The following is a 15168-nucleotide window of genomic DNA, read 5'->3' as shown; positions in this document are numbered from 1 at the left end:
GCGACCACGTAGAGAAGCCTGAAACTCAGTAATGGTTGGACAGCGGAAACCAGATTAGTGGTTGACATCAGGAGCCGCTTTAGAGAAGCGGCCCATGGCCGCGATCGATCCTGCAGGGACGCACATGAGTCAGTACAAACCCGGACACCAGGCCTTGCGCAGAGGACGCGCATCGATCCCCAACCAGATTTACCTGGTTACCAGCACCACTCGAAACCGCAAACCACTCTTCGCCGAGTGGCTGTCGGCGAGTATTGCCTGCGCCTGCTTCGAACGCTCTCAGTTGCTGAAAGATGCAACAATGCTCGCCTGGGTTTTAATGCCGGATCATGCCCACTGGCTGGTTCAACTGGGAACACAGCTCGAGTTGAGTGAAGTGATACTGCGTATCAAATCCGCTGCGGCACGTGAAATCAATCAACGGAGAAATGCCAGAGATCCAGTTTGGGATCGGGGATTTCACGATCGCGCATTGCGGAAGGAGGAGGATATGGTTGCGGCGGCGCGCTATATCGTTGCCAATCCGTTGCGGGCCGAATTGGTAAAAAGAATTGGAGACTATCCGTTTTGGAATGCGGTCTGGTTGTGAATCAGAGTCCGATCGCGGCCATGGGCCGCTCCTACAATGTGGGCATCTCGCGCCTGTAGGAGCGGCCCATGGCCGCGATCGATTTATCGGCATCTACCGCTGTAACTTCCCGGCAATATCCACCCAGGAAACCAGCTTGAAATTCTGCGTCCCGCTGGGCATGCGCTTGCGGCCATCCTGGACGACCAGCAGTCCGCGCGGATAGTCGGAGCCCAGGGCGGCGCTGGTAACGTCGAGGCCGTCGGTTTCCGAGGCCCCGTCGATACCCGCCTGCGGGTTCATATCCACGTGGAAGCGACCGACAAATTCGCTGCCGTCTCGGCTGAGCAGGGCGTAGCTGTTGTTGCCCTGGCTGGATACCACCAGGTAGCTCTGCTCGCCGTTCAGGTAGAGGCCCATACCCTCCACATCATCCACCAGCCGCTCGCCATCCACTTCCGCCACCAGTTCCGGCCGCCCCTCGCCGGCGGCAAAGGCCGCGAGATCCAGGCGCCAGACGCCGCGGTCCTCCTCGCCGAAGAAGAGGGTTTCGCGTTCATCGTCCACCACACAGCCCTCCACCTGGCTCTCCACCCGTACCTCGCCGCGGCTCTGCAATTGCCAGTCCGCGGGGTCGTTTGAGGGATTGTCGCCCAGCAGGATTTCAGACTGGTAGACCCCGCCCTCCTTGTCGGAAACCCAGGCGAAATTCCGGCCGCCTTTCTGCCACATGCAGAGGCCGTAGGGATCCTCCAGATCCAGCGGGCGCAGGCCCAGGCTCTCCACCTCGCCCGCCGGGGTGATGCCGAACAGGTTGATGCCGGGGGTGCTGCGGTTGGAGGCGGTGGCGATGGCGGCGAACTTCGGGTGCTGCACGCTGCGCAGATCCACGTTGTTGAGCCGCCCCACCGGGAAATGCTGCAGGCGCCTGCCGGACAGGTCGTAGACCTCCAGCCCGGCCTTCTTGTCGGTGCCGAGAATCAGGCTGGCGGAGGCGTCGGCCGGGTTGACCCAGATGGCCGGGTCGTCAGCGGCGTCGCCGCGGGAAAAGACCTCTTGGGTCTGCGCGCGCGCGCCTACGCCGGGGATTTTCAAGGGATTGGCCGCGGCGTCAGTCTGCGCGATGGGTGCCGGCAGCCTCGCCTCGAAACGCTGCACCGCGTCGCTCTCGTCCGCTACCGCCAGCAGGGCGCCGGCGGAGACGACCGCGGAAACCGGCTCCGGGCCTTCCGTCGCGGCGGAAAATACCGGCGCGGACGCCTCCTCGGCCAGGTTATAGGCCAGTACCCTGCCTTCGCCTTCGGCGCTGAGCCACAGGTGCCCCGCCTCGGCGTCCACCCACAGGCCGCCGAATTCTTCCGCCGGCGCGGCGGCGAAGATGCGGCGCTCCTCGTCCGCTTCCGCGTCGGCGTTCAGGCTCAGAACGCCCAGCGGCGGCTGCGCCACCAGCAGCCTGCCACGCACGTCGTCCACAGCGCAGCTGGTCACCTCCTGGCCGAAGTACAGTGGGCGCACGGCGCTCAGGGTCCAGTTTTCACCCTGCGGGTAGGCGACATATTCACTGCCCAGGCCCTCTTCGTCGATGGTGAACAGGTGCGCGCGGCCGCTCTGGCGGGACAGGCACAGTGTCTCCAGCGGCGCGCTGGCGGCCGTCGCGCCCAGTTTCGAAAATTGCGGCCGGGCGCCGCCGGCCAGTGAGAACAGCTGTATCTCGCCGCTGTCCTCCTCGAAGGCGGCCACCAGCCAGCGGCCTTCGCCCTGTTGCAGCAGGGCAAAGCGCTGCACCTCGCCGTCGTCCAGGGAGGCGACTTCGCCGCCGTCTTCACCGATCAATACCAGGCCGCGCTTTTCACTGGCCAGCAGCAGGTAGGATTTGCCGTTCAGGGCCAGCGGTGCCAGTTGGTTGGCAACGACGTTCGACAGGGAAAAGGTTTCCGGTGCTGCGAGGGATTGCGCCGGTTCGACGGCAGTCTCCGGTTTCGCGCCGCAGCCCGCCAGCAGGCCAAACACGACTGCAGCCGGGATCATGGCTTGAAGATATTTGATGCTCATGGTTTTCACTTTGGGTGAATCTTATTGGATGACAAATTTACGCCAGTTTTGTGGCAAAAAGGTTACTGGCATTACACAGCAGAAAAACCCGGTCCCCAAGCGGGGCCGGGTTTTTAACCGGGATCGAAACCGGTCTTAGAAAGTGCTGTAGCTCAGGCCCAGCACATAGGTGGGGCCGTACTCCTCATATTGGTTGTTGTAGCCGGAGTTGTGGAAGTACATGGGCTCGTCGGTCAGGTTGACGCCGCTGAAGCTCAGCTTCACGCCGTTGGCGAAGCTGTAGTCGGCGGACAAGTCCACCTGCATGTGGTCGTCCTCGTACTTGTCCAGCGCCGCGTCTTCGGTGCTCACCTCGGCCAGGCGCTCGCCGCGGAAGCTGGTGGACAGGCGCAGGCTGAAGGCGTCGCGCTCGTAGCCGACGATGAAGTTGCCGATCAGGTCCGACTGCAGCGGCAGGGGCGCCTTGTCGCTGCGCTCGGCGTCCGGCCCCAGGCCCAGGCTGGCCTCGGAATCGGTGAAGGTGGCGTTGGCGCGCAGCAGCAGGCCGTTGTCGAAGGCCTGGGTCCAGGACAGTTCGGCGCCGGTCAAGGTGGCGGTGTCGCCATTGATCGGGCGCAGGATTTCTGCATCTTCCACCGCCAGGCCCAGCGCGTATTCGCTGAAGTCGCCGTTCATGATGCTGGTCACGTCGGCAACTACCGCGAAGTTGTCGATGCTCTTGTGGAACAGGCCCAGGGAGAAGATGCCCAGGCCGTCGGTGTAGTACTCGGCGGAGAAGTCCAGGTTCTGGGACTCGTAGGGGTCCAGCTGCGGATCGCCCGCTTCCACTTTCAGGTCGCCCTCGTCGTACTCGATCTCCTTGGCGGAGGGGTTCAGGTAGCCGAAGGAGGGGCGGGACAGGGATTGGGTGTAGGCGGCGCGCAGCACGATATTGTCGCTGTAGTCGTACTTGAAGTTGACGCTCGGAAACAGGTGGCTGTAATCGCGCTCGAAGTTCTCTTCAGCCACGTAGACCTCATCCGCTATTTCCTCGGCGCCAGGGACCGGCTCGCTGGACTGGATCACGCGGTTGCCGGAGGCTTCGAAGTCGGTCTGCTCGTAGCGCAGGCCGTAGACCAGGCTGGCGCGCTCGAAGTCGACGCTGTTCATCACATAGAGGGCGGTGATGTCCTCACCCATCATGTAGTCTCGCGCGGAATCCAGCGCGGTGTCGGTTTCGTTGATCTCGAAGCTGGCCAGGTTGGCGTCGATGAAGCGGTTCAGCGCGCCCTTGTCGACGCCCGAGCCGAAGGGTCCCAGGCCGTAGTCGACGCCGCTCATGGCGAAGTCCGCCAGGGTGTAGTCGCCGCCGAAGCCCTCGTAGATGGTGGCGTTCAGGTCGCCGTTCTTTTCCCGGTTGCGCTGCTGCAGGCCGAACTTCAGTTCTGAGTCATTGCCGGCCACGCGGATGTCGCGGCGGATGTCGATGCGGAAGCTGACTTCCTCGTCCTCGGTGAAGTTGTCCTCGATGACGATTTCGTTCAGTTCATAGCTGGAGGCGTCCAGTGCCGCGTCCAGGTCGCCTGCGCCCACGGCCAGGGTCGGGATCTTTCCGGCGCTGGTGTAGCCGATCTCCGCGCCGTCAAACTCGAAGCCGGTATCGCGGCGGTGCGGCTCGGACTCCTCGGCGTGGGAGTAGCCCAGGGCGTATTCGACGCCCCACTGGTCCAGGTCGTGCTCGCCGCCGGCAACCAGGGACAGGATCTGCTGTTCCTCGAAGCGGTCCTTCAGGGATTTGACCAGGCGCGCGTCGGACCAGGTGGCGGAGCTGGAAGTGATGTTCTGCAGGTCGCCCTTGTCCAGCTTGAACTCGTTGCGCTGGCGCTCTTCGGAATCCGAAAAATCGGAGTAGAGGCTGTGCAGGTAGAGCAGGCTGGTTTCCGACAGGCGCAGGTCGAAGTTGGCCGCCAGGCCGGTGCGCTCGCGGGTGACGGTGTAGTCGCGCTGTTCGATTTCCGGCGCGCCGAAGGCCTCGCTGCCGTCCTCGGCTTCCATCATTTCCCAGGCGCCGTCGGTCTCGACATTTTCGGAACCGAACTTGCGCTCCTGGTGGCTGGCGGCAATGGCAACACCGAGTTCGGCACCGCCGTCCAGTTCGAACACATTGGTGAACTTGCCGGCCACCTTGGGACTGTTCTCTTCCTGCAGCTCGCTGTAACTGTTCTCGACGCTGATTTTGTACGCCTGCCCGTCGTGGTCCAGCGCGTTGAGGCTCTTGATCTCGATGGCGCCACCGATGGAATCGGCGCTCATGTCCGGCGTCAGGGTCTTGAACACTTCCAGGCTGGCGAGCAGGTCGGAGGGGATCACGTCCATGGCCACGGCGCGGCTGTCGCTCTCCGGAGCCGGCAGGGCCATGCCGTTGATGGTGGCGGCGTTCAGGTTGGGGTCGATACCGCGCACGCCGACGAAGCGGCCCTCGCCCTGATCGCGGGTTATGAAGACGCCGGACATGCGCTGCAGCGCCTCGGTCACGTTGGCGTCCGGCAGTTCGCCGATGGCGTCGGAGGTCTGCACCGCCACCATTTTGTTGGAATCCCGCTGGCGCTGTATGTCACTACGGGCGTTGGCGGCCTGGGCGGTGACCACGACGGTTTCCATCAATTCATCCGCATTTTCCCCCTGCTGGGCGACGGCGTTGATGGAAATAACGGCGGCGGCAATCGCGGTGAGCGGCATGGCCAGCAGGCGCGCATTGATAGTCTTGCTTTTCATTAGGGTCCCCATTCCCGTTTTATGGCGGTTGTTTTATTGGGGGCGCAGCCTAGTCAGAAGATGTGAACATTGCGTTACGCTTTTTTTAAATTTGTCATATATGTGCCATATGATGCTCGGCATCTGCGGACAACAAACCTGCACCTGCCGCTGGAGAAAACCATGGATAAAGATCTTAAAAATCCCGCCCGCCGCACCCTGTTCAAGGCGATAGGCGCCGCCACTGCTGCCGGCGCCACCGCCGGCCTGCTGCCGGGATGCAGTAAAAATAAAATAAGCGCCGACGAAAACCTAAGTTTCGTGGAAATCCCCCACGCACTGGATGCCGAACACCATCTGCCGGCCGGCTACAGCGCCGAGGTACTACTGCGCTGGGGCGACCCGATTGTGGCCGGCACCGGCCCCTTCGACCCGAAAGCCCTGACCGCCGCGGAGCAGGAGCGGCGCTTCGGCTACAACAACGACTTTATAGCCTTTATGCCGCTGGAAGATGGTGCCTCTCCCGGCGAGGGCGCGCGCCACAGCAAGAGCCGCAACAGCGAGCGCGGCCTGCTGTGCGTGAATCACGAGTACACCCAGCCGCACCTGATGTTTTCCGGCTACAACGACGAATACAGTGCCACCCGCGGCGTCAGCGCCGAACATGTGGCCGTCGAACGGGCCGCCTGCGGCCACGCGGTGGTGGAAATCGAGAAGACTGCCAGCGGCTGGCAGCCGGTGCTGGAGAGTCCCTACAACCGCCGCATCACCCTGAACACGCCGATGGATATCGTCGGCCCCGCCGCCGGTGACAGCCGCCTGCAGACCGCTGCCGATCCCTCCGGCAAACGCGTATTCGGCACCGTCGGCAACTGCGCCGGCGGCAAGACACCCTGGGGCACGGTGCTGATCGCCGAGGAGGGTTTCGGCGGCGCCTTCCAGGGGGACCCGGACAATGTCGCCGATCCAGTGGAGGCGCGAAACCATCACGCCTTTGGCATAAGCCCGAACAACCGCAATCTGGGCGATTACGACCGCCGCTTCGACATAGGCGATGAGCCGAACGAGCCCAACCGCTTCGGCTGGATGGTGGAGTACGATCCCTACGATCCGCATTCGCGCCCGCGCAAGCTGACCGGCCTGGGCCGCTTCGAGCACGAGGGCTTCACCCTGGTCAGCAAGCCGGGAGAACCCATCGTCGCCTATGGCGGCGACGATGACGAACACCAGTTCGTCTACCGCTACGTGTCCAAAAACCGTTACCAGCCGGACGACTTCGCCCGCAACCGCGACCTGCTGATCGAGGGCATCCTCTACGCGGGCCGCTTTGACGAGGACGGCAGCGGCCGCTGGCTGCCGCTGATTTTCGGTGAAGGGCCGCTGACGGAGGAAAACGGCTTCCGCAACCAGGCGGACGTGCTGATAGACGCGCGCCGCGCCGCCGCCCTGCTCGGCGCCACACCGATGGACCGCCCGGAGGATGTGGAGACCAACCCGGTCAACGACTGCACCTATGTGATGCTGACCAAGAACAGGAAGCGCGAGGCCGACGATATCGACGCGGCCAATCCCCGCGCACGCAATGCCGCGGGCCATGTGCTGGAAATCGTGCCGCCGGGCAAATACGGCCGGCGCGATCACGCCGCCGACACCTTCAAGTGGAACACCTTTTTATTGGGTGGCAACCCCAATGCCGAAGACCCGAGTCAGCGCGGCGCCTACGGCCAGCAGTCGCCGGGCGCCATCTCCGCCCACGGCTGGTTCGCCAACCCGGACAACGTCGCCTTCGACCCGAAAGGCAACATGTGGATAGCCACCGACGGCTGTGAGAGCTTCGGCTTTCACGACGGCCTCTGGGCCATGGCCACCGAAGGTGAACTGCGCGCGGCACCCAGGCACTTCTTCGGCTGCCCGCAGGGTGGGGAGGTCTGCGGGCCGGAATTCACCCCGGACGGCAGGACCCTGTTCGTGTCGGTACAGCACCCGGCGGACGGCGGCACCTCCACCTTCGACAACCCCATGCACCGCTGGCCGGACAACGATCCGGCGCTGCCGCCGCGGCCGTCGGTGCTGGCGATTTACCGCAAGGACGGCAAGGTGGTCGGCAGCTAAAAACTCTTCCCCTTAGGAGCGGCGGGGCGGCCATCCGCCCATGGCCGCGATCATGGGCCGGAAGGAACCGGCGAGGCCGATCGCGGCCACCGGAGGATGGCCGCCCCGCCTCTCCTACAGAAACGAACGACGAAAATGTTTTCCACCACAAAATGTAATCCCTAGCCCCCGAACCCTTCCCCACGCCGACTGCTAGAATTTCTCACTATGGAAGGCTCGATTGAACGGTCCCGGCCGCCGCCCTCCAGCTCCCGATCTACGCAAGTACCGAGACATTTCCATGGCATTCAGGCGCGCATTCCTCCGGCTCCCGGCACTGCTGCTGGCCGCAATCCTGGCCGCCTGCGGCCCGCAGCCGCAGGTCGACGCCGATGTCGAAACCGAGGTACTGGAACTAAAAGGCTCCGGCGCCACCTTCCCCTATCCCATCTACGCCCACTGGTTCAGGAGCTTTTCGGAAAAGCATCCGCATATCCGCATAAAGTACCGGGACAAGGGCAGCGGCGCCGGCATTCATGATTTTGTTTACGGCCAGGTGGATTTCGCCGCGTCGGACGCGCCCATGACGAAGGAGGAGATTGACAAAATCAAGCAGGGGGTGGTGTTGCTGCCGATGACCGCCGGCGAAGTGGTGCTGGCCTACAACCTGAAGGGCGTGGACAGCCTGCGGCTGCCGCGGGATGTCTACCCGGATATATTCCTGGGGAAAATTACCAGCTGGAGCCACCCGAAAATCGTCGCCGCCAACCCGGGCATAGAGTTGCCGGACACGCCGATCACCGTCGTCACCCGCTCCGACTCTTCCGGCACCAGTTTCATCCTGACCTGCCACCTGAGCACAATCAGCCCGGACTTCGAACAACGCATAGGCCACACCCGCAAGCCGGACTGGCCCGACTCGCCGGCCTTTATCAAGGCACCCGGCAACCAGGGCGTCGCCGCCCGGGTCAAGCAGACACCGGGCGCCATCGGCTATGTGGAATACGGTTTTGCCAGGCTGGTGGAGCTGCCGGTGGCGCAGTTGCAGAACAGGGCCGGCAACTTCATCGCCCCCAGCCCGCAATCCGGCGCGGCCGCACTGGTGGGAGCCGAATTCCCGCAGGACAGACTGCCCGTCAGCGGCGCACCGAACCTGATGGTGCGCATTCTGGATCCGGGCACCGAAAAGGCCTACCCCATCGCCGGCTTTACCTGGCTGTTGCTCTACGCCAACCAGGACGACAGGAAGGCGGCTGCGCTGCGCAAGCTGGTGGCCTATATGCTGAGCGACGAGGCGCAAAACCAGGCCGAGGGCCTCGGCTATATACCGCTGCCGGACGAAGCCAGGGAGAAAGTCCGGGAGGCAGTCAGGTTTATCCGCTGAGTTCAACGAGTCAGGCGGTTTCCGGCGTCAGCTCGGTCTCCGCACGGCCGAACTCTACTATCTGGTTGCGCCCCCGCTTCTTTGCCAGGTAGAGGGCCCGATCGGCCTTGTGCAGCAGCTCCTCGATATAGGATTCCCCGCCCCAGTGCGCTATGCCGATACTGGCGGTGAATTGCAGCGGGCCATCCGCGGTTTCTATCTTTATCCCGGCGATATCGGCCCGCAATCGCTGCGCCGTCTCCAATGTGTCCTCCGGCTTCTCCAGCAGCAGGAGCGCAAACTCCTCGCCGCCGATGCGGCCGAACACATCGCTGTCGCGGGTGTATTCGACGATCGTATCGCTGAAGGCACGCAGGGCATCGTCGCCGACCGCGTGGCCGTAGTTGTCGTTGATGGATTTGAAGTGGTCGATGTCGAACATCAACAGGCTCAGGGGAAAACGCTTGCGCTTCGCCAGCTTGAGCCTGTCCTCCGCTTCGGCGAAGAAACTGCGACGGTTGTGGATACCGGTGAGGGAATCGGTCCTGGCCTCCTGCTCGGCCAGCGCCTTCGCCATTTCCAGCTCCCGGGTGCGCTCCCGCACCAGCTGCTCCAGTTCCGACTTGGAGCGCTCCAGCTGCTGGGTATACTTGTGCTCGGCCTGCTCCTTCTGCAGGCGCAGCCGCTGCACCTTTACCCCCATGGCGGCCATGATGGCCAGCATCTCAATGAATGAAGCCACCGGCGGCCAGTAGTAGTTGACGAGATTGTGCTCGACGTACCCCAGGTCCCGCAGCGCCTGCATCACCAGGGCGACCACCAGTACGCTCCAGGCGCAGCCGAACACCGCTGCCTCTCTTGAGCCCTGACGCCAGCGAACAAAGGCGACCAGGGCCGTCACCGGATAGAGCAGCAGGGCGATGGTGATCGAGAGAACCGCCAGGGCGGTGAGCTTGAACAGCGCGCAGACCAGCAGGAAGGCCGCATTGGCCATCATGAAGCGCAGCAGGTAATCCAGCCTGGGAACACACTCCCTCGTGCGCAGGAACATGCGCGAAAAGACCAGTCCGCACAGTATGGCAATGGCGCCGCTGATCGACATATAGCTCCAGTGGAAGCGCTCGGTGATCAGGTACTGGTGGGTGAAGCCCAGTATCGTGCCCCAGCTGACGATCTTCGACAGCGAGTAGGCGGAATAAGTGAAATAGATTTTTTCCCTGGTGATGATTCCCCCCACCAGGGCAAAAACCGCCATCAGGAAACAGCCGCCAAACAGGAAGGCCATGGCACCGGTTTCAAGGGTATGGTTTTCCCGCAGGGCCTGGGGGTCCCAGATGCGCATGCCCGGGAAGACAAACCCCTTTTGATCCGAGCTGAACCTGACCATCATCTCGGTGGTCTGCCCGGCGGGAATTGTTACCGCAAACACGAAGCGGTTGTGGGGAATATCCCGGTAAGAAAAAGGATCGGCCAGGAACAAGTCGGCGAGCGGGCGAAAATCCCCGCTGCCGGCGTTCCTGCCGAAGGCCTGCAGGCCGATCAGCTGGTGATCCACATATTCAATATGCAGGGTCAGGGGTGCATCGGTAATATTTTCCAGCACAAAACGGGACCAGAAGGCCCCCGGCTGCAGGCCGGTGGAACCCGCGCTGTGCAGGGGCCCGAAATCTCCTTGCAAATAGGCCCGCCGGGCCTCTTCGATGTCGCTGCGGCCCTCGGGGTCGTGCCATATCTCCGCCAGGCCGGTCAGCCTGCGGCCGGACTCACCGGCCCCGACTTCGATGGAAGTCTCCGCCAGGCAGACCAGTGGCAATAGTAAAATTATTGTTATTATGCGCCGGATAAATATCAGGCACTGAAGCGCCGGCGGAAAAATGCCGCAGCTTCCAACGCATTTGCGCCTGCTGAACCGGTAGCTATTCATTGAATGGGCCTGGATATCGTTGTTTTTATAAAGGCAACTTCAGGAGCGCCTGAGGACGATATTGATCGAGTGATTCAGGGGCCAAGGTTACTATAAATAGCCAGTGGACGGGAGCGCGAGCTGCTACACGGCCGGTACTTTGATGGCTTGTTTAGCGCACACTGGCGGGATCAGGGAGAGGGGAACGCAACCATGCGTATTGCAGGCAGCATAGCGAGTCTGCTCGAGGCCACAATTATAAAAATATTTCGGCCAGCAAAACGAATTATCCTGACTATCTATCGGTGGCTTACCGGCCTTACCCGCGCGCTGCTCAATCTGTGGCGGGCAATCGGGCCTCGTTGGCTGAGAATCTCCCTGGCGCTGGCAGGCGTTTCCATTCTCGGCTTCGCCAAGCTGGATCAGTATCTCGAGCCCAACCTGACCAAGGAAAACATCTACCGCCTGCACTACCTGAACGAAGGCTGGACCGATGAGCAGCGCCGGAACTATTACTACACGCCCCAGGGCACTGAACTGCTGGGGCTGGACTACGCCTGGTTCGTAAACCTGGAGCTGCCCCTGTCCCACGAAATGCTGGCCAGCGAGGGCAATATGCGCGGCTGGGGTTTTGTTGTGGATCCGGGACAGAAGCCCGACGGCAAAAACCCGGGCAACCTGCCCGTAGGCCTGACCCGCCACTTCGATCCGGCCACAGGAAGGGCAAAGCTGGACATCGGCTGCGCCGCCTGCCACACCGGCGAGCTGCACTATAAAGGCACCGCACTGCGGGTGGACGGCGGCCAGGCGATGCAGAGTATTGCCGATGCCAGGCGCGGCGAATTCATTACCACCCTGGGCGCCTCGGTCTTCGAGACGCTGATCAACCCGGCCAAGTGGGACAGGTTCGCCGCCCGCCTCGCGGGGGAAAACGCAGCAAAGCGCGGGGAACTGCGGGAGCAACTGTGGGCCTTTTTCCACAGTCTCAAGCATTTCTCCGATACCGCCGGCGCGAAGAAATACTACCCGGTGGAGGAGGGTCGCGGCCGCACCGATGCGATCGGGCGCATCGGCAATGTGGTATTCGGCTACGACCTGAAGGAGCCCGCCAACTACCGGGTGGCGGACGCCCCCGCCAGCTATCCCTTCCTGTGGGACATGTGGCGCTTCGACTGGGTGCAGTACACCGGCTTCACCAACCAGGCCATGACCCGCAATGTCGGCGAGAGCCTGGGAGTACTGGCGCCGATCGCACTGGTGGACGAACGGGGCGAGGTGATCAGCGGCGGCGACTTCGGCGAGACCGCGGTGGATGTGGAGGGTATGCACTGTGTGGAGGGCCTGCTCCGGAGTTTGAAGCCGCCCAAGTGGCCCGAGGAGATCCTCGGAAACATCGATACCGAAAAGGCCAGGGCCGGCAAGAAACTGTTTGCCGACCAGTGCGCCTTCTGCCACGGTCCGCATATCTCCAGGCCCTACCAATGGCCGGTCGCCGACGGCCCCGACACAAAACTGCCGGGCCAGATTGCGGTGAACTGGGCGTGGGACATGGCCGGCGAAATCACCCGCGAGGACGGCCTGCCCTACCGCGCCGACTGGCGCGAAACCGTCTGGGCCCTGCCCGGGATAGACACGGACATGATCGGCACGGACCCGAAACTCGCGGACAACTTCGTCGACAACCGCTACGACCTGAGCAAGCTGTTCCCGGGAACCGGGCCGGTCAGCACCGGCCAGGGCCTGCAGCTGCTGCTGAACCAACTGGTGCCCAAACTCTACCGGCAGTGGGATATCACCGGTGCGGAAAAGGTGGCGGACTTCGACGGCCTGAACGTACCCTTCCGCATCGAAAGCCGGCGCGCCTACAAGGCCAGGCCCCTGCACGGCGTCTGGGCCACGCCGCCCTTCCTGCACAACGGCTCGGTTCCGACAATTTACGATCTGCTGTCGCCGCTGCGCGCCAGGCCCGCGACCTTCCACGTCGGCAACCGCGAATACGACCCGCAGAAGCTGGGTTATGTCACCCACCGGTCACCGGGCAGCTTCCTGATGGACACTGGAATCGCCGGCAACCACAACACCGGACACTTGTTCACCGACGTGGATATGCCGGGCCGCATCGGCGACCTGCTCAGCGAGCGGCAGCGCTACGCGATCATCGAATACCTGAAGGTCATGGGCAATCCGGATTTCGATCGGGCTCTCGGCGGCGATCCGCTGAACTGGGACAACTACAGCCGGGCGCCCGACAGCGATTCGACGGAACTGGCCTGCGAGCTTTCCCACCGGCATCGCGGCCCACTCGCCGACAACCCTATAACCGCGGAGGCCGCGCCGTGAACGCAAACAAGCGACTTGTTCCCGCGGGCCTTTTTTCCGCAGTCCTCTCCTTTTGCACCACCTGTGCCCTGGCGGAGACGGCACCGGAGCCGGCGGAGCCCGACTTGGACACGCTGGGCATGCAGATCTCCGCGGAGGAGAAAGCCGCAATCATCAGGGCCATGGAGTACGGCCGCGAAATCTCCCGCAAGGCGGAAAAGATCAACGGCCGCCCCTTCCGCCGCGACGCCCACGCCAAAGCCACCGGCTGCCTGCGCGCCACCTTCTCCGTCAACGGCGACATAGACTCGCGCTATCGCCACAGCGTGTTTTCCGAGCCGGGGCGCGAGTACCGGGCCTGGATCCGCTTCTCCAACGGCGACATGATCCTGCGCGCGGATATCGAGCCCGACGCTCGCGGCATGGCGATCAAACTGATGAACGTGGACGGCCACAAGATAGCCCCGGAACTGGCGGGGCCAAAGACGCAGGACTTCATCATGACCAATGCCCCCGCGTTCTTTAACCGCAACATCTTCGATTTCGCGGAAAACATGCGCTACCTGGTGGAGTTGGACCGCACCGGCTGGTTCGCCGGCATCCGGCCGCCGCGCTTTCACCCCAGGATGTTCTACCGCGCCGCACAGACAGTGTCCTCTGAGATAGACACGCCGCTGCAGCCCCAGTACTACTCGATGCTGCCCTACCAGCTCGGCAGTATCCGGCTCAAGTTCTCCGCCCGTCCCTGTCCCGGCATGCGCTTCGAGGAAAATGTGGACAAGAGCAATCCCGACTACCTCACCGCGGCCATGGCAGACCAGCTCGACAAGGGCGGGGCCTGTTTCGACTTCATGGTGCAGGACAAGGTGGCCGGCGCCGATATGCCCCTGGACGACGCCTCGGTCATCTGGTCCGAGGAGAAATCCCCTTTTGTCCCCGTCGCCAGGATCAATATCCCGCCGCAGACCTTCACCGGCGAGGCCCAGCAGGCCTTCTGCGAGAACCTGTCCATGAACCCCTGGCACGGCGTGGGCGAATGGCAGCCCCTGGGCAGCCTGAACCGCGCCCGCCGCCTGGTGTACCATGCGGTGTCCCGCTTCCGGCACAGCGAAAACGATGCCGGGGAATTCGAGCCGGACAGCTGGTGCCTGGACGGCGGCCACAGCTGCGACCTGTCACAGGATTTCCACAGGAAAAAGCCGACCTGGCCGCTGCCGCGCTGCTTCGATGCGCTGTATCTACCTGTAGACGGCTCAGAGCCGCCGCCGGCGTGTTGGGACTGATATGGTATCTCTCACCTAACTACTCGCCCCTTGTAGGAGAGGCCAGGGCGGCCCCGCTGCCGGTGGCCGTCTGCTCAACAACCTCATCGGAAACGTTTCACAAACGGCCCCCGGCAGCGGGGCCTTCGCATCTGGCGCTGGCGTTCTTTCCCGGGCTCGGAGGGCGAGTAGTTACTCTCTCACAATTATTTTTTCCGTCTAGACGGAAAAGAACTGCTGGACCCCCAGCAGCACATTGGTAGTCGCCACCGAGGCCAGGATCAACCCCATCACCCGGCTGACGATGCTAGCGCCGGCGTTGCCGATCCAGCGGTAGATCCAGTTGGCTGTAAGAAGTATCAACAGCACTATCCCCAGGACCGCCAGCATGGCAGTCGCAGTGCGCACCTGGTGAACCGGGTCGAAGCGATGGTTGTCTGTCAGCACCACTGCCGCCAGCATGGCGCCGGGGGACGCTATGGAGGGCACCGCCAGGGGGAATATGGCCGTCTCGTGCCCCTCCTGCACTATCTCCATCTCCTCCTCCGGCTTGCCCTCGCCGAAGATCATCGTCAGCGCGAACAGGAAGAGCACCACACCTCCGGCCACCTGGAAGGCGGACAGGGGCACACCTATGGCCTCCAGCAGGTACTGGCCCGCGATCAGGAAAAACAGCAGTATGCCGGTGGCTACCGCCACTGCCAGAATCGCTATTTTGCGCTTCTGCCACTCGCTGTGCCGGCTGGTCACGGCGATAAACACCGGCAGCGTGCCCACCGGGTCAATCACCGCGAAGAAAAAGACAAAGCTGCTGATCCAATCGCTCAAAGGACGCGTCCCCGTGGCGTGCTACTATCGGCTAAGTCCCCTGTGTAGG

Annotated in this window: 9 protein-coding genes; 5 read left to right on the top strand and 4 right to left on the bottom strand. The window is 63.0% G+C overall.

Annotated features, from left to right (window positions below):
- Positions 1–94 precede the first annotated feature (94 nt).
- Entirely contained in the window at positions 95–589 is a 495-nt protein-coding gene (locus AC6R19_RS21590) for an REP-associated tyrosine transposase (protein ID WP_500581954.1), read from the top strand.
- Between the two features lie 93 nt (positions 590–682).
- On the opposite strand, the gene AC6R19_RS21585 is transcribed toward AC6R19_RS21590, so the two are convergent.
- On the bottom strand, positions 683–2620 hold the full coding sequence (locus AC6R19_RS21585; protein WP_500581953.1) for a phytase: 1938 nt from the start codon (positions 2618–2620) through the stop codon (positions 683–685).
- A 135-nt stretch (positions 2621–2755) separates the two neighbouring features.
- On the bottom strand, positions 2756–5374 hold the full coding sequence (locus AC6R19_RS21580; RefSeq protein ID WP_500581952.1) for a TonB-dependent receptor: 2619 nt from the start codon (positions 5372–5374) through the stop codon (positions 2756–2758).
- A 162-nt stretch (positions 5375–5536) separates the two neighbouring features.
- Here AC6R19_RS21580 and AC6R19_RS21575 point away from each other — a divergent pair, with 162 nt between their 5' ends.
- On the top strand, positions 5537–7465 hold the full coding sequence (locus AC6R19_RS21575) for a PhoX family protein (RefSeq protein ID WP_500581951.1): 1929 nt from the start codon (positions 5537–5539) through the stop codon (positions 7463–7465).
- A gap of 280 nt (positions 7466–7745) precedes the next feature.
- Positions 7746–8828 carry a phosphate ABC transporter substrate-binding protein PstS gene (gene pstS / locus AC6R19_RS21570; RefSeq protein WP_500581950.1) on the top strand — a complete coding sequence of 361 codons (1083 nt, stop codon included), beginning with the start codon at positions 7746–7748 and terminating at the stop codon, positions 8826–8828.
- Between the two features lie 10 nt (positions 8829–8838).
- Here pstS and AC6R19_RS21565 read toward each other — a convergent pair whose 3' ends face one another.
- Entirely contained in the window at positions 8839–10620 is a 1782-nt protein-coding gene (locus AC6R19_RS21565) for a diguanylate cyclase (RefSeq protein WP_500581949.1), read from the bottom strand.
- Positions 10621–10923: 303 nt separating this feature from the next.
- Between AC6R19_RS21565 and AC6R19_RS21560 the strand changes: the two genes are divergently transcribed.
- Positions 10924–13050: a di-heme-cytochrome C peroxidase gene (locus AC6R19_RS21560; protein ID WP_500581948.1), complete on the top strand. Its 2127-nt coding sequence runs from the start codon at positions 10924–10926 to the stop codon at positions 13048–13050.
- Positions 13047–14312, top strand: a complete 1266-nt coding sequence (locus tag AC6R19_RS21555; protein ID WP_500581947.1) for a catalase family protein — start codon at positions 13047–13049, stop codon at positions 14310–14312. Before AC6R19_RS21560 ends, AC6R19_RS21555 begins: the two co-directional genes overlap by 4 nt.
- A 198-nt stretch (positions 14313–14510) precedes the next feature.
- Here AC6R19_RS21555 and AC6R19_RS21550 read toward each other — a convergent pair whose 3' ends face one another.
- The gene (locus AC6R19_RS21550; RefSeq protein WP_500581946.1) at positions 14511–15119 is read right to left on the bottom strand and encodes a MarC family protein; all 609 of its coding nucleotides are present in this window, start codon (positions 15117–15119) and stop codon (positions 14511–14513) included.
- Between the last annotated feature and the right edge of the window lie 49 nt (positions 15120–15168).

The sequence above is a fragment of the Microbulbifer sp. SE14 genome (assembly GCF_059834885.1).
Note: the sequence above shows the minus strand (reverse complement) of the source record. Positions and strands in the feature narration are given on the sequence as shown.

What these genes read in the sequence shown, in the direction of transcription:
- AC6R19_RS21590 (WP_500581954.1), top strand. Translation starts at nt 95, where the DNA reads ATGGCCGCGATCGATCCTGCAGGGACGCACATGAGTCAGTACAAACCC.
- AC6R19_RS21585 (WP_500581953.1), bottom strand. Translation starts at nt 2,620, where the DNA reads ATGAGCATCAAATATCTTCAAGCCATGATCCCGGCTGCAGTCGTGTTT.
- AC6R19_RS21580 (WP_500581952.1), bottom strand. Translation starts at nt 5,374, where the DNA reads ATGAAAAGCAAGACTATCAATGCGCGCCTGCTGGCCATGCCGCTCACC.
- AC6R19_RS21575 (WP_500581951.1), top strand. Translation starts at nt 5,537, where the DNA reads ATGGATAAAGATCTTAAAAATCCCGCCCGCCGCACCCTGTTCAAGGCG.
- pstS (WP_500581950.1), top strand. Translation starts at nt 7,746, where the DNA reads ATGGCATTCAGGCGCGCATTCCTCCGGCTCCCGGCACTGCTGCTGGCC.
- AC6R19_RS21560 (WP_500581948.1), top strand. Translation starts at nt 10,924, where the DNA reads ATGCGTATTGCAGGCAGCATAGCGAGTCTGCTCGAGGCCACAATTATA.